Consider the following 22,448-nt stretch of genomic DNA (forward strand, 5'->3'; position numbering starts at 1 on the left):
GCGCGCCGGGGACTCGGCGGAACCGGTGCCGCAGAGGCGGCCAGGGCGGGGGCCCAGACCAGCAGGGCGAGCGGATAGAGCAGGTAACCGAAGCGGGTGGTGGGCATCAACCCGATCGCGGCGAGCAGGCCGTACCCGCAGATCAGTGCGGTGGTGGTGGCGCTGTGCGGCGGGCGGCGGACGAGCCGGACGGCGATCGCGGCACCGACGGCGACGAGCAGTGCGGCGGCGACGAACCGGCCACCGGGCAGGGCGGTGGCGATCAGGTGGCCGGGGAACGGTGACTGGGCGGGGCTGGTGACCTGGCCGTGGCCGAGCGGGAAGCGGAGCACGTTCTCCACCAGCGCGTCCCGGTCGACCAGCAGGGCGGGGAGCAGGGCGAGCGCGGGTAGGCCGAGCGCGCCGGCGGCGACCCGCAGCCCCGCCCGCCGGGTCGTCCCCCAGAAGATCAGGACCAGCGCGACCGGCCAGGCGAAGAGCTTCAAGGCGCCGGCCAACCCGACCGCGACCCCGGCCGGGCCGGGTCGGCCGCCGGCGGCGAGGGCCAACGCCAACAGGCAGAGCGCGAGTACGGGCAGGTCGTCGCCGCCGGTGGCGAGGGTGAGCGCGCAGATCGGCAGGACGGTCGCCGCCTGTACGCCGCGCAGCACCGCCGGGGCCTCGGCCCACCGGCCGGTCGGGCGGGTGCGGCGGCGTAGCGCACCCACGGCGAGCGTGAGGGCCACTGCGGTGACCAGGGCGAACCAGATACGGGAGTCGGTCCACCAGGTGTCGACGACGGCCCGGGGCAGCCCGAACAACGCCATCCCCGGCTGGTAGGGGGTGTAGCCGAGCAGCCGTTCGTCGGCAGGCAGCGCGGCGATGGCGTCCGGGCCGAGGTAGGGGGTGCCGTGCTCGGCGAGCCGGCTGCCGGCGTGTTCGACCACCACCACCTCCTCCTGGGCCCGGTCGGTGCGCCCGGCTGCCCGCTGCCCGGCCTGGAGGATCAGGGGAAGCAGGGCGGTGGTGACCCAGGTGAGGCCGGTGACCATCGCGCGGGCGGTGGTGCCGGCCAGCCCCGGGTGCCGGCGTCGGGTGAGGAGTTGGGCGGCGACCAGGAGGGTCGCGGCGAGGTAGCCGACGGCGGCGACGTCCCCCCAGGCCCGGTGCGGTGCCAGGGTGGAGGTGGCTGCGGTGACGGCGGCGAAGGCGGCGGAGACCGCGTAGAGGCCGAGGTCGAGGGCGAGCCCACCGGCGGCCGTGTCGACGGCCCGCCAGCTGCGGGCGGCTCGGTCGGCAGCGGTCACGCCGGCAAGTGTGGCAGACCCGTCGGACGGTTCCGGGCGGGCTGCCGGCGACCGGGGGTGCTGAGTCGGATGACCGCGCCGGTGTCGTGCAGTGGGGTGGCGAGGGTGCCGGGTCGGCCGCCGGATCCGCGCTGGAGGGCGGCGAGGAGCGCGCCGGCCGGCAGTGGGCGGGCGAAGAGGTGTCCCTGGCCGGCGGCGCAGCCCAGGGACCACAGGGCCCGTCGTTGGGGTTCGCTCTCCACGCCTTCGGCGACGACCTTCAGGTCGAGGCTGCGGCCGAGGTCGAGGGTGGAGCGGATGACGGCCGCCGCCTCCGCGGAGCTCTCCATCGCGGTGACGAAGCTGCGGTCGATCTTCAGCTCGTGGACCGGGATGCGGGAGAGCAGGGAGAGCGAGGAGTAACCGGTGCCGAAGTCGTCCAGGGCGAGCCGGATGCCGGAGTCGCGCAGTCGGCTGAGCACCCGGTCGACCACGTCGAGCTGGCTGAGGGTGAGCGTCTCGGTGAGTTCCAGGACCAGCCGGTCGGGGGGGAAGTCGTGGGCCTGGAGGCGGGCCAGCACCGCGCCGGGGAACCGGGCGTCGAGCAGGCTGCGGGGGGAGACGTTGACCGAGACCGGCAGGTCGAAGCCGGCGGTCCGCCAGGTGACGGCGGCGACGAGTGCCTGGTCGAGGATCGCCTCGGCGAACGCGGGGAGCATGCCGGAGCGTTCCACCGCCTCGATGAAGCGCAGCGGGTCGATCACCCCGTGCCGGGGGTGGTGCCAGCGGGCCAGCGCCTCGGCGCCGGTCACCGCGCCGCTGCCGAGGTCGACGATCGGCTGGAAGTTGACGGTGAACTCGTGGTCGGCGACCGCGCGGGGCAGTTCCCCGCCGAGGGTGAGCCGGCGCAGGTCGGCGGTGTCCCGGGCCGGCGCGTAGGTGGCGATCCGCTGACCTGCCCGTTTGGCCTGGTACATGGCGACGTCGGCGCGGCGCAGCAGCTCCGGTACGCCGCCGCTGGCGGGGGCCGCCGCGATGCCGCCGCTGGCCTCCACGCTGATCCGCATGCCGTCCACGTCGAGCGGCTCGTGCAGCGCGCCGAGCAGGGTCTCGGCCCGGTGGGCGGCGATGGCGGGGGCGGGCAGCGCGCGCATCAGCACGGCGAACTCGTCGCCGCCGAGGCGGGCGACCAGGTCCTCGTCGCGGGCGGCGGCGCGCAGTCGGTCGGCGACCTGGATGAGCACCTGGTCGCCGGCGGCGTGGCCGAGGGTGTCGTTGACCTCCTTGAAGTGGTTGAGGTCGATCAGGACGAGCGCGGTCACCCCCTCGGCGTGCCGGGCGTTGAGCTGCTCGGTGCCCCGGTCGAGCAGTTGTCGGCGGTTGGCCAGGCCGGTGAGTGCGTCGTGGCTGGCGGCGTGGGCGTGTTCCTTGGCCGCCCGGGCCAGTTCGGCGTAGGCCTGGGCGTTGCGGACGGCGGTGCACAGGGCGGAGGCGAAGGTGCGCAGGGTGTACTGCTCGCGTTCGTTGAGTCGGACCGGGCCGCGGAACCGTAACCGCAGCATTCCGACGTCGGCCGTCCGGTCGTGGCCTTCGAGGCGGGCGGGCAGGACGGTGCCCTCGATGTCGCTCGGTGTGCCGGAAGGGCCGTCGTAGGTGATGGTGCCGCTGGTGCCCCGTACGGTGCGACAGGCGTCGCGCAGCTCGATCTCGACCTCGTCGGCGGAGAAGAGTTCGGTGGCCCGGGTGACGGCGGTGGTGAGGACCTCGTCCAGGTCGACCACGTTGAGCGCGTCGGTGGTGCGGGCGAGGCGCTGCCAGGCCTGCTGCTCGGTCCGGGACTTGACCTGGTTGGAGTAGAGCAGGTGGAGGCTGAGCACCAGGGGTGGCACGGCCAGCAGCAGCCGTGGGTCGGCCTGGAGGATGGCCAGGGTGACGGCGATGAGGACGAACCGGGCCAGCGCGCTGGTCAGCCGGAGGCCGAGGTCGTCGGCGAAGAGCCGGGGCAGGGGGGTGCCGGTGGCCATGGCGATGACCGGCAGGGTGAGTAGCTCGTCGAGGACCACCGCGACGACGTAGGCGATCCCGATCATGCCGATGGCGTTTCCGAGGTCGGTGTCCTGTGGTGACCAGCCGAGGCCGTGCAGGGCGACACCGCCGGCGGCGGCCAGCAACATGCTCTTGGCGATGCCGAAGGCGGTTTTCAGGGGCGACCGTTTCAGGGACAGCAGGGCGATCGCGACGCCGGTGCCGGTGGTCAGGACGACCAGGGGCGCCGGGGCGACGGCCAGGCCGAGGACGATCGCCGTCTCGCTCCAGGAGACCGCGTGGACCGTTGCCCGGATGCGGATCTGCCAGTTGATCCGGACGCCGAGTGCGGCCATGAAGGCCAGCGCGACGGACCGGGTGAGGTCGTCGCCGGTGAGGTCGAGGCGGACCAGTTGGTAGAGGGCGACGACCGCTGCTGCGAGGGCCACCACGCAGACGAGGCCGACGTGCAGCGTCAGCTGCCGCTCGGCCTCCGTCTTGCCTTCGTCCGGTCGTGCCATCGTGTCCTCGACAACCACTCCGTGTCGCTGAGCAGAGGCCAAGGCTACGTGGGGTCACGCCGCCACCACAATCGTCTACAGCCACTCGTGTGCGGACATCGCGTTCGCCCTCCCCTGCTCGGTGCGCCGACCTTCCGGTCGGGATCTGACAGGGGACAGCCTAAGGGCGGTTAGGCCGATTTTGGAGGTATAAATGTAACTATGAGCGATAGATGAGAATTGGGCGGAGGTTGGTGACTTTCCGTTTCCACGGGGAAACGGAGTGCTGAGTGCCCCCGCCGGTTCTGGTTAACGCTAGATAATGGTGCAGCGACCTGGTTTGCGGCATCGGGTGAGGGGTGCCGGTTGCGGTTCCTCCGAGTTGGACGGCGCGCGAGTGCGACGGATCACCCGATTGCGGAACGCAGCGTAGTCGTGTCGGCGCGGTGGTGCCACCGTTGTCGAAGTGGCCCCGGTAGCGATTCGCGGTCGCGGTGCGACGTAGGGTTTCCCCGTGGTGACGTTCCCGTGTCGGGTCGCGGATGCGATGGCGTGTTTCCCGCTCTCCCGGCGGTCGGAGAACCTATTAGTGGCGGCCGATCAAATCGACGATGAACTATCGATCACGAATCATCCCGCACGACGTCGAGGCACTTGTTCCCCATCGGCCGGTGCGATCCTCCCGAACCGGACGTACGCCCCGGGCCGGCTCTGGCCGTTAGGCTCGTGAAGTGATCGATCCCGTGCAGCTCAGCCACGTCGATGCCGCGGGTGCGGCCCGCATGGTCGACGTCTCCGCCAAACCGGTGTCCGGCCGGGCCGCCGTGGCCGCCGGTCGCCTGCGCACCACCGCCGAGGTGGTGGAGCTGCTGCGCCGCGACGGGCTGCCCAAGGGCGACGCGTTGGCCGTCGGCCGGCTCGCCGGCATCATGGGCGCCAAACGCACCCCGGACCTGATCCCGCTCTGCCACCCGATCGCGCTGCACGGCGTCACCGTCGACCTGCGACTCACCGAGGACACCGTCGAGATCACCGCCACCGCACGCACCGCCGACCGGACCGGGGTGGAGATGGAGGCGCTGACCGCGGTGGCCGTCGCCGGGCTGGCCCTGGTCGACATGGTGAAGGCGGTCGACCCGGCCGCCGCCGTGGACGCGGTCCGGGTGCTGCGTAAGTCCGGTGGCAAGACCGGTGAGTGGGTCCGCCCGCAGGACCGGCCGTGATCCGGGCCCGGGTGGTCGTGGCCTCCAACCGGGCCGCCGCCGGGGTGTACGCCGACACCAGCGGCCCGCTGCTCGTCGCCGGCCTGCGCGAGCTGGGCTGTCAGGTAGACGAACCGGTGGTGGTGCCCGACGGCGAGCCGGTCGCCGAGGCGCTGCGCGCCGCCCACGCCGACCGGGTCGACGTGGTGCTGACCAGCGGCGGCACCGGCATCACCCCCACCGACCGGACGCCGGAGGTGACCCGGGCGCTGCTCGACCACGAGATTCCCGGCATCGCCGAGGCGATCCGCGCCTACAGCCGGGACCGGGTGCCCACGTCGGCGCTGTCCCGGGGGCTGGCCGGCGTGCTGGGCCGGATGCTGGTGGTCAACCTGCCCGGCTCGCGGGGCGGCGCGAAGGACGGGCTGGCCGTGCTCGGGCCGATCCTCGTCCACGCCGTCGACCAGTTGCGCGGCGGCGACCACTGACCGCGTGGCCATCGCGGCGGCGATAGGCTCGCAGCGGTGGACGCGTACCCCCGCGTCCCGTCCGAACGGAGGCCGACCGGTGAGCACGGAAACCGCCGCCGCGGCGCAGGTCGCCACGCCACCGCCGGCCGGCTGGGAAGAGGCCCGCTCCCGGGTGTACGCGGTCGGCCTGGCCGCCGCCCTGCCCACTGTCAACCGGGCACTGGCCGACGCCGACGGGCACACCCTGGCCGAGCCGTTGACCACCCGGACCGACCTGCCCGCCTTCCCCACCTCCAGCGTCGACGGTTGGGCGGTGCGTGGGGCCGGCCCGTGGGACGTCGTGGGGCGGGTGCTGGCGGGGCACGTCCCGGGCGCGTTGACCGCCGACGGCACCACCGTCGAGATCGCCACCGGGGCCATGGTGCCTGCCGGGGCGACCGCCATCCTGCGGATCGAGGATTCGAGCCGTACCCCGGACGGACGGGTGACGGGTACCCCCCGCCCCCACCCGGAGTGGCGCGAGCCGGGTGAGGAGGCGGTGGCCGGTGAGGAGCTGCTGCCGGCCGGCACCCCTGTCGATCCGGCGTTGCTCGGGCTGGCCGCCTCCTGCGGGCAAGACCACCTGCGGGTACGCCGCCAGCCCCGGGCCGCGCTCCTGGTCTTCGGCGACGAGTTGCTCACCGCCGGCCCGCCCGGGTCGGGCCGGGTCCGCGACGCGCTCGGTCCCGCCGTGCCGTCCTGGCTGCGCCGTTACGGCTGCCAGGTGCGCCCCTCCGACGTGGTCGGCCCGGTGGCGGACACCCTGCCCGCCCACGTGGCCGCTCTGCGCGGGGCGCTGGCCGGGGCCGACCTGGTCTGCACCACGGGCGGCACCATGCACGGCCCGGTCGACCACCTGCACCCCGCGTTGGAGGCGCTCGGCGCCGACCACGTGGTCAACACGGTCGCCGTCCGACCCGGCTTTCCGATGCTGCTGGCCCGGCTGGTCGACGCCGACGGGCGGGTGCGTTTCGTCGCCGGGCTGCCCGGCAACCCGCAGTCCGCGATCGTCGCGCTGGTGTCGCTCGTCGCGCCGCTGCTCGCCGGCCTGCAGGGCCGGGCGCTGCCGGCGCTGCCGCAGGCCACCCTCGCCGAGCCGGTACCCGGCCGGGGCGACCACACCCATCTGGCCCTGGTCCGGCTGGACCGGGCCGCCGGGACCGCCCACCCGGTCCGGCACGTCGGGTCGGCGATGCTGCGCGGGCTGGCTGGCGCGGACGGGTTCGCGGTGATCCGGCCCGGCACCTCCGGCGAGGTCGGAGCCCGGGTGCCGGTGGTGCCGCTGCCGTTGCTGCCCGGGGAACGTACGTGGTGACGGCCGGCCCGACGACGGCGTTGCTCACCGTCACCGACCAGCCGCTGGACCTGGCCGCGCACGAGGCGGCGGTCGCCGACCGGCGGGCCGGTGCGGTGGTCTCCTTCCAGGGCGTGGTGCGCGACCACGATCACGGCAGACCGGTCGTCCTGCTGGAGTACGAGGGGCACCCGAGCGCCGTCGAGACGCTGCGCGCGGTGGCCGCAGAGATCGCCGCCGACCCGGACGTCTACGCGGTGGCCGTGTCGCACCGGGTCGGCCGGCTCGACATCGGTGACGTGGCGCTGGTGGCGGCGGTCAGCACGGCGCACCGGGCGGCGGCGTTCGCGGCCTGCGCCCGGCTGGTCGACGAGGTGAAGGCCCGACTGCCGATCTGGAAGCGGCAGGTCTTCGCCGACGGCACCGAGGAGTGGGTCAACTGCCCCTGACCGAGGCGGTGGCGCGGGTCAGCCGGTCGGAATAGAAGGCGGGCTCGGCGCCGGGCCGCCACGGCAGGGCGGCGACCAGCACGATCAGCGCCAGCGCGAGCGAGTTCTCCATCAGGGCGCCGAAGAGGCCGTCCTGGTAGTGGGACACCTCGGGGAGCTTGTGCTCGTACGGCCAGATCGGCGAGATGAGGAAGAGCAGGTACAACCCGAGCGCCGCGACCCCGTGCCGGAACCCGGTCAGCGTCGGGTACCAGATCGGCGGGCGCAGCCCACTCACCCCGGGCGGCCCGCCGAACGTCTGCTGGCCGGTACGCACCGACAGCCCCCGGCTCGCCTCGCGGCGGCGTACGGCGGCGTCGGCGAGCACGATGATCGCCGGGATGACCCAGACCAGGTGGTGCGACCAGGAGATCGGGCTGATCACGTTGGCGGTCAGCCCGACCAGGGTGAACGCGGTCAACTCGTCGCCGTCGGCGCGGGCGTTGGCGGCCCGGGACAGCCCGAGGGCCAGGATCAGCACCGAGAACGCCAGCCAGAGCAGGCCGGGCGTCTCGATCGAGTCGTAGAGCCGGGCCAGCAGGCCGGCCAAAGACTGGTTGGGCGTCATGTCGGCGGCCCCGACCCGCTCGGTCTGCCACAGCACCCCGCCGAAGTAGGCCCGCGACTCGGTGCCGACCAGGGCGAAGCTGCCCAGGGTGACGCCGATGGTGGTGCCGACGGCGGTGGCGGCGACCCGCCACTGCCGGGTGATCAGCAGGTAGGCGATGAACAGCGCCGGGGTGAGCTTGACGGCGGTGGCCAGGCCGATGCCCACGCCCGCCCAGGACCCGCTGTAGAGCAGTCGCAGGAACGGGCCGTCGCTGGCTCGCCCGTGGGTGCCCCGCCGGGAGCGCCAGCGCAGACCCACCAGGTCGGCCATGATCAATGCGAACAGGAGCAGGTTGACCTGCCCGTACCCCAGGGTTTCCCGGACCGGCTCGATGGCCGCGGCCATCGGCGTGGCGATGGCGACCGTGTACCACAGGGGCCAGCGGAGCCGGTCGACGATCGGTCGTAGCAACGCGGCCAGGATCACGGCCAGGGCGGCGATGCTGCCGGCCGCGTTGATCCACCCGGCCGCCTCGATCGGCAGGCGGGCCATCGGCAGCATGGCCAGCGCGGCGAAGGGCGGGTAGGTGAAGCCCAGCGTGGTGGTGGGCGCGATGAACTCGTACAACTCGTGCCCGCTCGCCCACCACACCACCGCGCCGTGGTAGATCTTCATGTCGAAGAAGTTGTACGGCCGCCCGAAAGCACCGATGGCGAGCCATGCGGCATAGGCGACGGCGGCCACGATGCCGGTCCGTACGACTGTCCTACGATCGATCCCACGCGTTGCGCGACGGACTGGGGCGAGGCGGTCCGCACGTCTACCGACGGTCGTCGGCATGGCGTGGCCACCCCCATACCAAGGTCGTCCTACCCGTCCAGGTCCGGTAGGGAGCCTAGAACGGCGCCTCACGTTGCTGCCTCCCGCGTTATCCGACCGTGTCCGATCCCACACCAGTTTTTGACATTTCCACCGCGTTAACGGGTGTCGGGTGGTTCAGGTAATTCGCGGCCTTACGGGGGGTGGTGGCCGAATCGATGCAGGTCAGCCAGGAAGTCGGCGGGCTGCGGCGGCGGACCGGACGGCGATCCGGGCCTCCCGCCGGGCGGTACGCACCGCACGACCGACCGAGCGTCGTGAGTGGCCGATCCGGTGACCGGTCCGCCACCGCAGGCCCGGCTTCCCCTCGGTGTCGGCGGCGGCGAGCAACAGGCCACCGAAGAGCCCGAGGTTCTTCAGGAAGTGGACCTGGTTGTTGTTCCGCGTCGCCGGGTCGTCGTCGTCCCAGAACGAGTGGCCGGCGGCGGTGGTGGGCACCAGCGTGCCGGCGAGGACCAACGCGGCCGGCCGGGTGAACTTTCCGGTGGCCAGCATCAGGCCGGCGGCGAGCTGCACGGCGGCGTTGGCCCGGATCAGCGTCTCGGTGTCGGTCGGAAGCTGCGGCGCGGCCCGCTGGATCAGCGGGGCGACCCGGTCGGTGACCGGCTTGGCCGCCGGCACGAGCCGCTCGGGGTGTTGGAAGTTGCGGGCGCCGCTGACCACGAAGATGCCGCTCAACATGACACGGGCGAGGGAGCGCACGGGTTTCATGGATCAGTCATACCCCGTTTGATGCGCCACTATCCGGGCAACGGCCGATCCGGCCCGGCCCGCGTGTCGATGTCCGGCCGGTCGGCGTGTCGATGGTCCTACCGGCCCGCGTCGCCGGGTCCGGTCCGTGTCGCCCGGCCCCGAGCCGGCCGCCCCTCCGGCGCGGAGCGGCGGACGTGGGCGTCGCGCCACGCCACGCCGAACGGAGCGACAGTCGCGGATGGACCGGTCACGACCGGTAACGTCGCGCGGATGACGACCCTGCGGTTGCGTCCCGAGGGCCCGGCCGACGCCGGTCAGGTGCGTCGGGTGCTGGCTGCCGCCTTCGCCCGTCCCGACCGCACCACCCCCGGTGAGGTCGCACTCGTGGACGAGCTGCGCGGCGGCCCTGCCTGGCTGCCGGAGCTGGCGATGGTCGCCGAGTACGGCGGCGAGGTGGTCGGCTACGCGCTGCTCACCCGGGTCCGGGTCGAGGCCGACCGGGCCCGCGTTCCGGCGTTGGTGCTCGGCCCGGTGGCGGTGGCCCCGCACCGGCAGCGGGTCGGACACGGCACGGCGGTGGTGCAGGCCGCCCTGGAAGCTGCCACCGAGCTGGGCGAACGGCTGGTGGTGGTGCTCGGCGACCCGGCGTACTACAGGCGTTTCGGCTTTGCCCGGGCGGACCGGATGGGGTTGGTCAGCCCCTGGTCCGGGTTGGGGGAGCCGTGGCAGGCGCTGGTCCTGCCGCCGGAGACCAGCGACGCGCCACCGCCCCCGCGCGGCGAGGTGGTCTTCCCTCCACCCTGGTCCCGGGTCTGACCCGACCTGACCGGTGGTTCGGACCGGCGGTCGACCGGCGTCAGCCCACCCGACCGGCGTCAGCCCACCCTGGGCGGTCAGGCTGGCTGGGTGCGCAGATAGCGGCCGAAGTGCGGGACGGTGAAGGCGACCGTGCCGCGTTCCCCGGAGTAGATCAGCCCCTTCTTGATAAGCGCGTCCCGGGCCGGGGAGAGGCTCGCCGGCTTGCGCCCCAGCGCGCGGGCGATCTCAGCGGTCGGCACCGCGGCGTCCATGTCGTCCCGACCACCGCCGTCGGCCTCCCCCGCCACCTGGGAGAGGGTCGCCATCGCCCGCATGTACTCGCGTTCGGCCGGAGTGGCCCGTTCGAACCGGGAACCGAAGAAGCCGACCGCCAGTTCCGCCTCCGCCTCGGGCGCGGCGACCCGGACGTCCGCGTCGGTGACAGGTGACCGGGGAGCATGGTCCCAGGTCGCCTTCCCGTACGCCTGGACGAAGTACGGATAGCCGCCGGAGGCCTCGTAGAGCAGGTCGAGGGCCTTCTGCTCGTACTCGACCTGCTCCCGCTCGGCCGGCGCGCACAGTGCCCGGTCGGCGGCGATCCGGTCCAGCCGGTCGATCCGCAGATAACGGAACAGCCGCTCGGAGTACGACTTGGCGGCGCTGAGCACCGCCGGCAGGTGCGGCAGACCCGCGCCGACCACGATCAGCGGTGCCCCCAACTGGGACAGCTCGTGGCAGGCGGCGCAGAGCGCCGAGACGTCCTCCGCGCCGAGATCCTGCATCTCGTCGATGAAGACGGCGATGCCGGTGCCCACGTCCCCGGCGATCGCCGCGGCATCGGTGAGCAACTCCACCAGGTCGATCTCGATGTCACCGGAGTCGGCCCGGCCGCTGCTGGCCGGCACGTCGATGCCGGGCTGCCAGCGGTCGCGCAGCCGGGGGGCCGCACCGGCCCGCCCGGTCGTCGGCGCACTGCGCTGCGCGAACGCCTTGAGTACGCCGAGGAAGGCGTCGATCCGGTCCGGGGCGCGGTGCCGGGGGGCCAGCTCGCGGACCGCCATGTGCAGCGCGGCGGCGATCGGTCGGCGCAGCGACTGGTCCGGCCGGGCCTCGATCTTGCCGGTGCCCCAGAGTTGGTTGATCGCCTGTGAGCGCAGCGTGTTCAACAGGACGGTCTTGCCGACGCCACGCAATCCGGTGAGCATCAGGCTGCGTTCCGGGCGGCCCCGGGCGATCCGTTCCAGCACCACGTCGAAGACGTCCAGCTCCCGCCCCCGCCCGGCGAGTTCGGGCGGGCGCTGACCGGCGCCCGGGGCGTACGGGTTGCGGACCGGATCCACGCCTCGCACAATATCGGGCGCTCTAGCCTGCGGACTAGAGATGCGTAGACGGGGCTACCGGCGTGTTGCCGGCCCGACCCGGCTGCGGCTCTCGATGCGAGTATGGGGCTGTCTAGCATCCACGCTAGACAGCCCCATATTTGCCTGTTCAGCTGCGTTTACGCAGGCAGAGCACGTAGTCGAAGAGGTCCACCGAGTTGTCGTGCACGTAGTTGGCGTTCGACTGCGGTGCCAACGACTTGCACCGGTCCCCGTTGGTGGAGGCCGGAATCCGCAACAGCACCTCGTAGGTGTTCGGACCGCACGGCACCTTGCGCAGGTCGGCATCGCTGGCCGTGCCGTCGTTGACCACGCAGTCACCCTTGACGATCTGCTCCCCCCGGGTCGGCGTCGAGGTCGGCTCGGCCGTCGTCGGCTCGACGGTCGGCTCGTTCTCAGTCGGCCCGTTCTCGGTCGGCCCGTTCTCGGTCGGCGTGGCGGACACGCTGGTCACGGGTGCCGGGTCGTCGCCGTCATCCGATGCCAGGACGAACCAGCCGGCCACCCCGAGGCATGAGCAGAGCAGCAGGATCACCACCAGTCCGAGGATCAGCGCGATCCGGCCACCCCGGCCCTTTGCCGGTGGCGCTCCCGGGGGCGGGAAACCCGGCGTGGGCTGCCCTGGATATCCCGGCGGCGGCGCGGGCTGCCCCGGGAAGCCGGCCGAGGGTGCGGCCTGGCCCGGATAGCCGGGTGGCGGCGCAGGCTGCCCCGGGAAGCCGGACGACGGTGCCGCCTGGCCCAGGTAGCCGGCTGCCGGGGGCGGCGTGGACTGGCCGGGGTAGCCGGTCGGTGGCGGTGACGCAGGTGCGCCGAACGCGCCGGCTGCCGGTGCGGCGGTCGGCCCGGCGGGCGGGAAGGGACCCGGCGGTGGGTAGCCGGCCCCCGAGGACGACACCGGCTGGCCGGTCGGCGGGAGGTAGGTGTCCGGCGGTGGATAACCCGCTCCGGACGACGGCGGCGGATAGCCCGCCCCCGAGGACGGTGGGAGGTGGTCGGCCCCCGTCGCGGGCATCTGGGTGGTCGGGGAGTAGCCGCCTCCCGACGCGGGCAGCTGGGTGGTGGCTGGCTGCCCGGCTCCCGACACCGGCAGCCGGGTGGTCGGAGGCTCCGGTGGCGTGGAGATCGGGGCGGTCGGTGCGCCGGCTGCGAAGGGTGCCGTCGGTGGTTCGGTCGGGGCGGCCCGGATCGGTGCCGTCGGCGGTTCGGTCGGGGCCGCCCGGATCGGTGCGGTCGGTGGTTCGGCCGGGACCGCCCGGATCGGTGCGGTCGGTGGTTCCGGCGGTGCTGCCGAGAGCGGTGCGGTCGGTGGCTCGAACTCCTCCGACCTGATCGGTGCGGTCGCTGGCTCGGCCTCTTCCGACCGGATGGGTTCGGTGGCTGGTTCGGCCGGCCGGGCGGAGATGGGGGCGGTCGGTTGGTCGTCCGACCCGCGCGGGAGCTGTGCCGTCGGTGGTTCCGCGTCGGACGGGATTCCCACGGTGGGTGGCTCCGGCTCGGCGCGGACGATGGGCTTCGTCGCCGGCTCCGGGTCGGGGCGCCCGAGGGGTGCCGTGGGTGGCTCGGGGTCGGGGTTCGGGGGCCGGTGTTCCTCGTCGGGGCGGCCGGAGTCGGGTGGGCCGAAGGTTGACAATCTCTCCCCCAGGGGTGGGCTCAGCGCTGCTTCAGGCAGAGGACGAAGTCGAGGGTGTCCAGCTCGCTGTCGAAGAAGTACCAGTTGGTGTAGCCCTCCACCTTGCCGCACTTCGCCTCGGCGTCACTTTCACCACTGGTCGCCCCGTCGAAACGACGTAGCACCTCGTACGTCCTCGGGGCGCAGGCGGTGACCAGCAGCTTGGGCTTGCCGCCGGCCGGGCCCTCGTTGCGGACGCACTGCCCCGCCTTGACGAAGCGAGGGTCGGCTGACGAGGCGGGAGCGGGGGTGGTGGCTGTCGGCCCGGCCGGGTCGGCAGTGGCCGCGTCCGGCTCGACCGGTGCCGTCGGCAGCGCGGCACCGGTCCTGGTCGGTGTTGCGTCGTCGTCGCCCAGCAGGTACCACAGGGTGCCACCGCCGACGACCAGCACCGCGAGCACGACCAGCACCGCGATCAGCGGACCACGACCGCGCCCCGACGTCGGGTTACCCACGTACGCCCCCGGCAGGGACGTTGCGGACCCGGATACCGGATACCGCTCCGTCGGCCCGTGGGGCTCCGGCGGGAGCTGGTCGTACGACGGGTGGTGGGGCTGCCCACCCGCTGGCTGAGCCGGCACGGTCGGGGATCGGGGCTGGTCCGGGGCGGGCTGGCCCCAGCGGTCGTCCGGGCGTCGCCCACCCCACGGTTCCGGGGAACCGCCCGGTGGTCCGTAGTTCGCCATGCCCGTCCTCCCGCGTGCCGAGATGCCGGTCGTCCGGGAAGGACACCACCGACGTGGTCACCGTAGCGTGGTCCTGCGATGACCTCACCTTCCTCGGCCGCGACACCCGCCCGCCCAGCCCTGATCTGGACCGCGCTGATCCTGGTCTACGTGCTGTGGGGCTCCACGTACCTCGGTATCCGGGTCGTGGTGGAGTCGATGCCGCCGCTCGGCTCGGCGGCCGTCCGCTTCGGTGGCGCGGCGCTGGTGCTCGCGGCCGTCCTGCGGCTGCGGCGGGGTGCGGGCGCGCTGCGGGTCGATCGGCGGCAGCTCGGCTCGGCCGCGCTGGTCGGGGTGCTGCTGCTCGCCGGCGGCAACGGTCTGGTGGTGCTCGCCGAGTCCGGCCCGTCCGGTGTGGCGGTGCCGTCGGGGATCGCCGCGCTGCTGGTGGCCACCGTCCCGCTGCTGGTGGTGCTGCTCCGTACGGTCACCGGGGACCGGCCGCCGGGGTGGACGTTCGCCGGGGTGACCGTGGGCTTTCTCGGGCTGGTGCTGCTGGTGCTCCCCCGGGGCGGGTCCGGGGTGGTGCCGTTGGTCGGGGCGCTCACCGTGGTCGCGGCGGCCACCTGCTGGTCGGTGGGGTCGTTCCTGTCCAACCGGCTGCGGATGCCCGCCGACCCGTTCGTCGCCACCGTCTACGAGATGGTCGCCGGGGCTGCGGCGCTCGTCGTGCTGTCCCTGGCCCGGGGCGAGCTGCGCGGGTTCACCTTGGCACAGGTGACGACCCGTTCCTGGCTCGCCCTGACCTATCTCATGGTGGCCGGGTCGCTTGTCGCCTTCACCGCGTACGTCTGGCTGCTGGCCCACGCTCCCATCTCGCTGGCCTCCACCTACGCCTATGTCAACCCGGTGGTGGCGGTGGCCCTCGGCGCGCTGCTGGTCGCCGAACCGATCACCGGCCAGGTGCTGCTCGGTGGTGCGGTGATCGTGGCCGGCGTGGCGTTGGTGGTGACCACCGAGCGGCCCCGGCGGGGACCGTAGCCGTGACGCCCGTCGGTCTGGTGACTGCGGCGGCGGTGCTCGGTGCCCTGGTCGGCCTCGCCGCGCCCCGGGTCGCCCGCGCCTTCCCGCCTACCACCCCACCTGCCACCGGTGCACCGCTCTCCGCCGGGCCGGTCGGGGTCGCGGTGGTGGGGGCGGTGGTCTTCGGCGGGTTGGCCGCCGCGCGGGGGCCGGATCCGGCGTTACCCGCGTTGCTCCTGGTGGCGGCCGTGGGGCTGGTGCTGGTGGTGGTGGACCTGACCAGCCTGCGGCTGCCCGACCCGCTGGTCGGCGCGGCGGCCCTCGGCGGCGGCACCGCCCTGACCGGTGCGGCCGTCGCCGCCGGCACTCCGGGCCGCCTGCCCCTCGCGCTGGCCGGTTCCGCGCTCTCCTTCCTCCTGTACGTGGTGCTGGCGCTGCTGCCCCGGTCCCGGCTCGGCTTCGGCGACGTGAAGCTGGCGGCGGCGCTCGGCCTGCCGCTGGGCTGGCTGGGCTGGCCCACCCTCTGGCTCGGCCTGTTCCTGCCGCACCTGCTCAACGGGGTGCTGGTGCTGGCGCTGCTGACCGCCGGGCGGGTACGCCGGGACACCGCCCTGCCCTTCGGCCCCGCCCTGCTCACCGGCACCTGGCTGGCCACCCTGCTCGCCTGATCGGGCCAGCCCGACCGTCAGATCAGGCGGAGTTGGCGATCCTTGGGGCGGCGCGGCTCTGCCTCGCCGAACCGTTCGAACAGTCCCGGGTCGACGACGTCCAGGAACGGCGACGGTCGACAGTCGCGTTCCGAGCCGTGCCGCACCCGGCGGGCGGCGTGGCTGACGTAGAGGCGGTCCTGGGCGCGGGTGAGCCCGACGAAGAAGAGCCGGCGCTCCTCGGCGATCGCGTCGTCGTCCGGCGTCGAGCCGGGCCAGCGCAGCGGCAGCAGGCCGTCCTCGACGCCGACCAGGAAGACCACCGGGAACTCCAGCCCCTTCGCCGCGTGCAGGGTGAGCAGGGTGACCGCCTCGGCGCGCGGGTCCAACGCGTCCACCTCGGCCCCGGTGGCGAGTTGGGAGAGGAAGAGTTCCAGGTCGTCGCCGCAGCGTCGGGCCAGCGGGGTGAGCAGGTCGACCGCCGTGCGGACGTCTTCGGGGCGTACCGTGCCGGCGGCGTCCAGGGTGGGGGCGGCGAACCGCTCGGCGAGCACCTGGCCGACGGCCCGGACCCGGTCGGGTAGCCCACCGGTGAGACCGTCGGCGTGCCGCAGTTCGCGGGCGATCGCGAGCACACCGGGCCGGTCCCGGAGCCGGTCGTGGGACCGCTTCTGCACCGGGATGTTGGCCCTGGCCAGGGCGTCCACGATCGGGGCGGCCTGCGCGTCGGTGCGGTAGAGCACCGCGATGTCGGAGAAGGACAGGCTGGTGGCCCGACCGTCGATGCGGCCGGAGTCCAGCGACCGGTGGGAGAGGCCGCCGACCAGGTCGTCGACGGTGCGTACCACGAAGTCGGCCTCGTCGGCGACGGACGCCGCCGGGTAGCGGCCGACCAGCGGGGCCTCCGGGTCGAGCCGGGCCGGGTCGAGCCGGCGGCCCCGGACCAGCGACGACGGCGCGATGGCCTGGACGGCGGCGGCCAGGATCGGCGCGGACGAGCGGTAGTTGCGGTTGAGCCGGACCAGCCGGGCGTCGGTGAAGTCCTCGGAGAAGCGCAGGAAGTAGCCGACGTCCGCGCCCCGGAACGAGTAGATCGCCTGGTCCGGGTCGCCGATCGCGCAGAGGTTGCCGTCGGCGGGGCTGAGCAGCCGCAGCAGGTCGTACTGCACCGGGTCGACGTCCTGGTACTCGTCGACGAAGATCCACCGCCAACGTTCCCGGTACTCCCGGACCAGCTTCTTGTCGCCCTTGAGCAGCGCGACCGGCAGGGTCAGCAGCTCGTCCAGGTCGACCAGGTCCTGCTTGCGCAGCAGCGCGGTGTAGCGGGCCGGATCGTCGCCGGCCTCCGCCCGCGCCGTGGCCCGCTCGGTGTCGTCGGCGATCCGGAAGCCCTCGGGTAGCCCGGCCGCGCCGGCGTTCTCCCGCAGGATGCTCAGCCCCAGCGAGTGGAAGGTGCCGACGGTGACGTCCTCGGCGACCGGGCCGAGCAGCGCGTCGAGCCGGTGTCGCAGCTCCTCGGCGGCCCGTCGGGTGAAGGTGATCGCCAGGCACTGCTCGGGGAAGACGTTCAGCTCCGCGCAGAGGTAGGCGATCCGGTGGGTCAGCGTCCGGGTCTTGCCGGTGCCCGGACCGGCCACGATAAGCAGTGGGCCGCCCGGAGCTGAGGCGGCCACCCGCTGCATCGCGTCCAACCGGTCCAGCAGGCCGGTGCCGACCTCCTCCATCCCGGCGAGCATCGGCTCGAACGGCTCGTGCGGCGAGGGAGTCGAGGCGATCGGTGGCGGCGGCGGGGCCGGCACGGGCTTCGGCTTCGGTTCGGCCTTGGCCGCCGCCGGTCGTCTGGCCTTCGGTTTCGCCGCCGGCTCCGTCGGCCTGCGCTGCGCCGGCACCGGTACGTCGAAGAGCGTCTCCTGCCCCGAGCCACCCGACCCGCCCAGCTCGGCGGGGTCGAAGAGGGTGATCACGCCGTACTCGCCGTCGTAGCCGGGGACCCGGCGCACGTCGCCCCGGCGCAACCGGCCGATGCCCTCGGCGAGCAACTCCCCGCCGACCCGGCCGATCTCGTCGACCGGGGTGCGGGTGAGGATCTCCAGCTCCGGGCCGAGCGCCGCGACCAGCTCGTTGAGCTTCCCCTCGACCCGCTTGGACCGGGCACCGACCTTGTTGATCTCACCGAGGATCTCGGCCAGCGGCACCAGGTGGGTCACCTCGCGGGCGTGTTCCGGGCGGTGCCCCTCGGGCCGGTCGGCCAGCTCCTCGACCCGGCTGAGCACCCCCACGGTCAGCGGCTTGCCGCACTCCGGGCAGCGCCCGCCGGCCGCCCGGGTCTGCTCCGGCGACCAGTTGACGCCGCAGAGCCGGTGCCCGTCGGCGTGGTACTTGCCCTCCTCGGGGAAGAACTCGATGGTCCCGGCCAGCCCGTCGCCGGTGCGCAGCGCGTCCCGGATGGCGAAGTAGTCCCGGGCCGACGAGAAGACGGTTGCCTCCCGGGCCAGCGCCGGCGGGGAGTGCGCGTCGGAGTTGGAGACCAGCCGGTAACGGTCCAGGCTGCCGACCCGCCAGTTCATCGCCGGGTCGGAGGAGAGCCCGGTCTCCACCGCGAAGACGTGTTCGGCCAGGTCGGCGTAGCAGTCGGCGATCGCGTCGAAGCCGGACTTCGAGCCGAGCGCGGAGAACCACGGTGTCCAGATGTGGGCCGGCACCAGGTAGCCGTCCGGGCTGGCGTCGAGGGTGATCTCCAGCAGGTCCCGGGAGTCCAGGCCGAGGATCGGCCGACCGTCCGAGCCGAGGTTGCCGATCCGGCCCAGCGCGGTGTTGAACCGGGCCACCGCGTCCAGGTCGGGCAGGTAGATCAGGTGGTGCACCTTGCGGGTCCGGTCGTCCCGCTTGTAGATGGTGGAGATCTCCACGCTGAGCATGAACCGGACCGGGTCCGCCTCCGCCGCGTCGGCCAGCCGGGGCGGCAGTCGCCGGGCGATGTCCGCCTCGGCCTCCGGGCCGAGCCGGTACAGGCCGGGCTCGGCCGGTTGCAACGTCTCGCGCAGGTGGTCGTACCAGGCGGGATGGGTGAAGTCCCCGGTGCCGAGCACGCCGATGCCCTTGCGTCGGGCCCACCAACCGAGGTTGGGCAGGGTGAGATCGCGGCTGCACGCGCGGGAGTACTTCGAGTGGATGTGCAGGTCCGCGACGAACGGCGGGACGCCACCAGGGGGAGCGGCGTTGAACGGAGGCACGCCGCATCCTGTCACGGCCGGTCCACTACCCGCCCGCCGCCACGCGTACGCGTGAGAAGAGCAATCCGGTGCTGGACTCCGCCGGCCGGGCACGCTATGTGCGGCCCTCTCCGCCCACCCGGCCAGGTCACGGGGCGCGCAGCTCGACCAGGGTCACCTGTGGCGGTGCGCCGACCCGGACCGGTGGCCCCCAGAAACCGGCCCCGTTGGTGACGTAGACCTTGGTGCCGTCGACCTCGCCGAGGCCCGAGACCACCGGCTGCTGGAGCTTGACGGCCAGGTTGAACGGGGCCAACTGGCCGCCGTGGGTGTGCCCGGACAGTTGCAGGTCGACGCCGAACTTCGCCGCCTCGTGCGCGGCGACCGGCTGGTGGGCGAGCAGCACCACCGGGCGGCTGACGTCCCGCCCGCCGAGCGCGGCGGTGAAGTCGGCAGGGCCCGCCAGGCCGGTGCCGTCGGCGGTGACGTCGTTGATCCCGGCCAGGTCGAGGACCCCGCCCCGGGCCCGGATCTCCTGCCGTTCGTTCTGGAGCACCCGCAGGCCGAGCCGGTCGACCTCGCGGACCCACTCCTCCACGCCGGAGTAGTACTCGTGGTTGCCGGTGACGAAGAAGCTGCCGTAGCGGGAGCGCAGGTCACGCAGCGGTTCGGCGGCCTCGCCCAACTCGGCGACCGAGCCGTCGACCAGGTCACCGACGACCGCGACCAGGTCGGCGTCCAACCGGTTGATCATCTCGACGATCCGCTCGGTGTGCGCCCGGCCGCGCAGCGGACCGAGGTGGATGTCGGAGACGGTGGCGATGCGCAGGCCGTCCATGCTGCGGGGGAGCTTGGCCAGCGGAATGCGTACCCGGTCGAGCTGTGGCGGGCCCAGTGCGGTGCGGACGCCGTACCCGGTGATGCCGGCGGCGGTGAGGCCGGCGAAGATCGCTGCCCCCCTCGCGAGCAGCAACCGACGGGATTCGTCGTGGTCGGGGCGGTCCACCGCCTCGGCGGCCGGCGGGTCGGCGCTGCCGGCCGCACCGACAAGCGCCGGTTCCGGGGCGGCGGTGGTCGCCTCGGCGGCGGCGCTGCGGCGGCGCAGCGCCAGCCGGGCGACCGCCATCGGCACCTCCAGCACCAGCAGCACGATCAGCAGGTAGAACATCACCGCGAGCCAGAGGTAACCGGGCCAGGCCAGCCAGAACGCCCCGGCGATCTGGGTGCCGGCCATGGTGGCCGGGACGAGCAGCGCCAGCACCGCCGCGACGACCGTGCCGACCCGCCGCAGCCGGCCCGGCCCGATGGTGTCCTTGATCAGCCGCTTCCACAGGTAGAAGTGGATCAGGCCGACGACCAGCGCGAGCGTGCCCACGAACCCCAGAATCGCCAACACGGCAGCCCTTCCTCAGCCGCCCGCGAAGGGAGGCAGCACGTCGATCGTGGCCCCGGCCGGCAACGGTGTCTGACGATCATGGCAGGCCACCCCGTCGACCAGGAAACTCGCCACCTGGAGCACGGCGGCCAGCCGGGGGCCGTGCCGGTGCGCGAGTTCACCGAGCAGTTCGTCGAGGGGCCGGCCGGCGGATGCGGTCTCCTCGCTGCGGCCGGCGGCGGCCCGCGCCCCGGCGAAGTACCGGACGGTGAGGGCGTCCACCTCAGCCTCCGATCGCCGACATGGGGCGGACAGGCTGCAGGAAGGTCGGATCGTCGATGCCGTGCCCGGCCCGCTTGACCACCGTGGCGGCCTGCCAGCGCCGGGCCAGTTCGGTGTCGTCCGCGCCGGCCCGCAGCGCGCCGCGCAGGTCGGACTCCTCGGTGGCGAACAGGCAGTTGCGGAGCTGACCGTCGGCGGTGAGCCTGGTCCGGTCGCAGTCGCCGCAGAACGGCCGGGTGACCGAGCCGATCACCCCGACCCGGGCCGGCCCGCCGCCGACCAGCCAGGTCTCGGCCGGGGCGGCGCCCCGCTCGGCCGGGTCGGCGGTGAGGGCGAACCCGGCGGCCAGCGAGGTCAGGATCTCGTCGGCGGTGACCATGGTGGCCCGGTCCCAGCCGTGCTGGGCGTCCAGCGGCATCTGCTCGATGAACCGCAGCTCGTAGCCGTGGTCGAGGGCGAACCGCAGCAGCGCGGGCGCCTCGTCGTCGTTCACCCCGCGGATCAGCACCGAGTTGATCTTCACCGGGGTGAGCCCGGCGGCGGCGGCCCCGGCCAGGCCGGCGAGCACGTCGGCCAGCCGGTCCCGCCGGGTCAACGCGGCGAACCGGGCCGGGTCCAGGGTGTCCAGCGACACGTTCACCCGGTCCAGCCCGGCGTCGCGCAGCGCCGGGGCGAGCCGGTCCAGCCCGAGGCCGTTTGTGGTCACCGAGATCCGGGGCCGGGGGGTGAGCGCGGCCACGGCGGCGACGATGCCGACCAGCCCCGGCCGGATCAGCGGCTCGCCACCGGTGAACCGCACCTCGGTCACCCCGAGCCGCTGCACCGCGACCCCGACCAGCCGGACGATCTCCTGGTCGGTGAGCAACTGCGGCCCGGCCAGCCAGGGCAGCCCTTCCGCCGGCATGCAGTAGGTGCAGCGCAGGTTGCACTTGTCGGTGAGCGACACGCGCAGGTCCCGGGCGATCCGGCCGTACCGGTCGGCGAGGACGCCGGCGGTCGTCGGGGCGGCGGTCACCCGTCGACCGTAGCGCGGCCGACGCCCCGCAGCGCCGCGTGGGTCGCATCGACTACCGCGTCGCGGTACGCCCCGCCGAACAGGGCGGTGTGCACGAGCAGCAGATGCAGTTGGTGTAGCGGCACCCGGTCCCGCCAACCGTCGGCCAGTGGCCACACCTCCCGGTAGCCGGTCATGATCCGATCGTGGTGCGGTGGGCCACCGAAGAGCGCCAGTTGGGCCAGGTCCGTCTCCCGGTGACCGCCGTGTGCCGCCGGGTCCACCAGCCAGACCCGGTCGTCCGCGCCCCAGAGCAGGTTGCCCGGCCAGAGGTCGCCGTGCAGCCGGGCCGGCGGCTCGTCACCGCCGAACTCGCCGACCCGCGCCACCACCTGCTCGACCAGCGCGGCGTCCGGGCCGTCGAGCGCACCGCCGTCGACCGACATCCGCAGGTACGGCAGGAGTCGCCGCCGGGCGAACCAGTCCGGCCACGGCCCGTCGTCGGGCGTGTTGTCCTGCGTGAGGGTGCCGATGAACCCCGGCCAGGCCGCCCCGAACCCGGCAGCGCCGGCCCGGTGGGTGGCGGCCAACTCCCGACCGAACCGCTCGGCCGCCTGAGGCGTCGGCTCGCCCGGCTCGACCCAGTCGAGCGCCAACAGCTCCGGCAACGCCACCACCACCTCCGGTACGGCCACCGCGCCGGCCTCCCGCAGCCAGCGCAGCCCGGCGGCCTCGGTGGCGAAGAAGCCCTCCGGCACAAGTCGCCCGGCCCGTTCCGGCCAGGTCTTGGCGAAGACCGAGTGGCCGTCGTCAAGGGTCAACCGGGAGGCCGCACAGCTGTCCCCGCCGGCCACCGGGGTCTCCCGGATGCGTTGGTGGGTCAGGAAGGTGGGCAGGTGCTCCGGGTGCGCCCGCAGGTACGCCAGGTCCATCAGCGCAAGGTAGCCGCTCGGACCGACGCGGGTGGGCCGCGTCGCCTGCTGAAACGCGGGTGAC

18 protein-coding genes and 1 pseudogene are annotated in these 22,448 nt (G+C 73.7%); 7 read left to right on the top strand and 12 right to left on the bottom strand.

What is annotated here, in order from left to right:
* Positions 1–38: 38 nt before the first annotated feature.
* A pseudogene (locus tag AC0AIB_RS01830) lies at positions 39–1,286 on the bottom strand (glycosyltransferase 87 family protein); the annotation flags it as partial.
* On the bottom strand, positions 1,283–3,811 hold the full coding sequence (locus AC0AIB_RS01835; protein ID WP_328341763.1) for a putative bifunctional diguanylate cyclase/phosphodiesterase: 2,529 nt from the start codon (positions 3,809–3,811) through the stop codon (positions 1,283–1,285). The gene AC0AIB_RS01835 and the pseudogene AC0AIB_RS01830, both read right to left, overlap by 4 nt.
* Before the next feature lie 710 nt (positions 3,812–4,521).
* Between AC0AIB_RS01835 and moaC the strand changes: the two genes are divergently transcribed.
* The 4 genes from moaC to AC0AIB_RS01855 all read left to right on the top strand — a co-directional run bounded on the left by moaC (position 4,522) and on the right by AC0AIB_RS01855 (position 7,244).
* On the top strand, positions 4,522–5,013 hold the full coding sequence (gene moaC / locus AC0AIB_RS01840) for a cyclic pyranopterin monophosphate synthase MoaC (protein ID WP_328341765.1): 492 nt from the start codon (positions 4,522–4,524) through the stop codon (positions 5,011–5,013).
* Positions 5,010–5,480: a MogA/MoaB family molybdenum cofactor biosynthesis protein gene (locus AC0AIB_RS01845; protein ID WP_328341768.1), complete on the top strand. Its 471-nt coding sequence runs from the start codon at positions 5,010–5,012 to the stop codon at positions 5,478–5,480. Before moaC ends, AC0AIB_RS01845 begins: the two co-directional genes overlap by 4 nt.
* 79 nt (positions 5,481–5,559) lie before the next feature.
* Positions 5,560–6,816: a molybdopterin molybdotransferase MoeA gene (locus tag AC0AIB_RS01850; protein WP_328341770.1), complete on the top strand. Its 1,257-nt coding sequence runs from the start codon at positions 5,560–5,562 to the stop codon at positions 6,814–6,816.
* Complete coding sequence (locus AC0AIB_RS01855) at positions 6,813–7,244, top strand: molybdenum cofactor biosynthesis protein MoaE (protein ID WP_328348992.1); 432 nt, start codon at positions 6,813–6,815, stop codon at positions 7,242–7,244. Before AC0AIB_RS01850 ends, AC0AIB_RS01855 begins: the two co-directional genes overlap by 4 nt.
* Here the strand turns inward: AC0AIB_RS01855 and AC0AIB_RS01860 are convergent.
* Entirely contained in the window at positions 7,231–8,673 is a 1,443-nt protein-coding gene (locus AC0AIB_RS01860; RefSeq protein WP_328341772.1) for a glycosyltransferase 87 family protein, read from the bottom strand. The two genes, AC0AIB_RS01855 and AC0AIB_RS01860, sit on opposite strands and share 14 nt — an antisense overlap.
* Positions 8,674–8,877: 204 nt before the next feature.
* Entirely contained in the window at positions 8,878–9,423 is a 546-nt protein-coding gene (locus AC0AIB_RS01865; RefSeq protein ID WP_328341774.1) for a DoxX family protein, read from the bottom strand.
* Positions 9,424–9,675: 252 nt separating this feature from the next.
* On the opposite strand from AC0AIB_RS01865, the gene AC0AIB_RS01870 reads away from it, so the two are divergent.
* Positions 9,676–10,221, top strand: a complete 546-nt coding sequence (locus AC0AIB_RS01870) for a GNAT family N-acetyltransferase (RefSeq protein WP_328341776.1) — start codon at positions 9,676–9,678, stop codon at positions 10,219–10,221.
* 77 nt (positions 10,222–10,298) lie between these two features.
* On the opposite strand, the gene AC0AIB_RS01875 is transcribed toward AC0AIB_RS01870, so the two are convergent.
* The 3 genes from AC0AIB_RS01875 to AC0AIB_RS01885 all read right to left on the bottom strand — a co-directional run bounded on the left by AC0AIB_RS01875 (position 10,299) and on the right by AC0AIB_RS01885 (position 13,709).
* Positions 10,299–11,543, bottom strand: a complete 1,245-nt coding sequence (locus AC0AIB_RS01875; protein ID WP_328341778.1) for an ATP-binding protein — start codon at positions 11,541–11,543, stop codon at positions 10,299–10,301.
* 148 nt (positions 11,544–11,691) lie between these two features.
* Positions 11,692–12,135, bottom strand: a complete 444-nt coding sequence (locus tag AC0AIB_RS01880; protein ID WP_465095916.1) for an LppU/SCO3897 family protein — start codon at positions 12,133–12,135, stop codon at positions 11,692–11,694.
* 1,100 nt (positions 12,136–13,235) lie between these two features.
* Positions 13,236–13,709: an LppU/SCO3897 family protein gene (locus tag AC0AIB_RS01885; protein WP_328341782.1), complete on the bottom strand. Its 474-nt coding sequence runs from the start codon at positions 13,707–13,709 to the stop codon at positions 13,236–13,238.
* A gap of 309 nt (positions 13,710–14,018) precedes the next feature.
* On the opposite strand from AC0AIB_RS01885, the gene AC0AIB_RS01890 reads away from it, so the two are divergent.
* Entirely contained in the window at positions 14,019–14,960 is a 942-nt protein-coding gene (locus AC0AIB_RS01890) for an EamA family transporter (RefSeq protein ID WP_328341784.1), read from the top strand.
* A 2-nt stretch (positions 14,961–14,962) separates the two neighbouring features.
* A complete protein-coding gene (locus tag AC0AIB_RS01895; RefSeq protein WP_465095865.1) occupies positions 14,963–15,610 on the top strand; it encodes a prepilin peptidase in 648 nt (215 codons plus the stop codon).
* A gap of 17 nt (positions 15,611–15,627) precedes the next feature.
* On the opposite strand, the gene AC0AIB_RS01900 is transcribed toward AC0AIB_RS01895, so the two are convergent.
* From AC0AIB_RS01900 to AC0AIB_RS01920, 5 genes are all read right to left on the bottom strand, one after another.
* The gene (locus AC0AIB_RS01900; RefSeq protein WP_465095866.1) at positions 15,628–18,822 is read right to left on the bottom strand and encodes a UvrD-helicase domain-containing protein; all 3,195 of its coding nucleotides are present in this window, start codon (positions 18,820–18,822) and stop codon (positions 15,628–15,630) included.
* Positions 18,823–18,949: 127 nt separating this feature from the next.
* Positions 18,950–20,197: a metallophosphoesterase gene (locus AC0AIB_RS01905; protein WP_328341790.1), complete on the bottom strand. Its 1,248-nt coding sequence runs from the start codon at positions 20,195–20,197 to the stop codon at positions 18,950–18,952.
* Positions 20,198–20,209: 12 nt separating this feature from the next.
* A complete protein-coding gene (locus AC0AIB_RS01910) occupies positions 20,210–20,458 on the bottom strand; it encodes a MoaD/ThiS family protein (protein ID WP_328341792.1) in 249 nt (82 codons plus the stop codon).
* Between the two features lies 1 nt (position 20,459).
* Positions 20,460–21,473 (bottom strand): GTP 3',8-cyclase MoaA, encoded by a 1,014-nt coding sequence (gene moaA, locus AC0AIB_RS01915; protein ID WP_328341794.1) that lies wholly within the window; start codon positions 21,471–21,473, stop codon positions 20,460–20,462.
* Positions 21,470–22,384: a fructosamine kinase family protein gene (locus AC0AIB_RS01920; protein WP_465095867.1), complete on the bottom strand. Its 915-nt coding sequence runs from the start codon at positions 22,382–22,384 to the stop codon at positions 21,470–21,472. The genes moaA and AC0AIB_RS01920 overlap by 4 nt, the downstream gene beginning before the upstream one ends.
* Positions 22,385–22,448 lie beyond the last annotated feature (64 nt).

Source organism: Micromonospora sp. DSM 43699 (assembly GCF_055517075.1).

Bases quoted from the DNA above. Each gene is read 5' to 3' on its own strand.
- AC0AIB_RS01835 (WP_328341763.1), bottom strand. From the start codon at position 3,811: ATGGCACGACCGGACGAAGGCAAGACGGAGGCCGAGCGGCAGCTGACG.
- AC0AIB_RS01860 (WP_328341772.1), bottom strand. From the start codon at position 8,673: ATGCCGACGACCGTCGGTAGACGTGCGGACCGCCTCGCCCCAGTCCGT.
- AC0AIB_RS01865 (WP_328341774.1), bottom strand. From the start codon at position 9,423: ATGAAACCCGTGCGCTCCCTCGCCCGTGTCATGTTGAGCGGCATCTTC.
- AC0AIB_RS01870 (WP_328341776.1), top strand. From the start codon at position 9,676: ATGACGACCCTGCGGTTGCGTCCCGAGGGCCCGGCCGACGCCGGTCAG.
- AC0AIB_RS01890 (WP_328341784.1), top strand. From the start codon at position 14,019: ATGACCTCACCTTCCTCGGCCGCGACACCCGCCCGCCCAGCCCTGATC.
- AC0AIB_RS01920 (WP_465095867.1), bottom strand. From the start codon at position 22,384: ATGGACCTGGCGTACCTGCGGGCGCACCCGGAGCACCTGCCCACCTTC.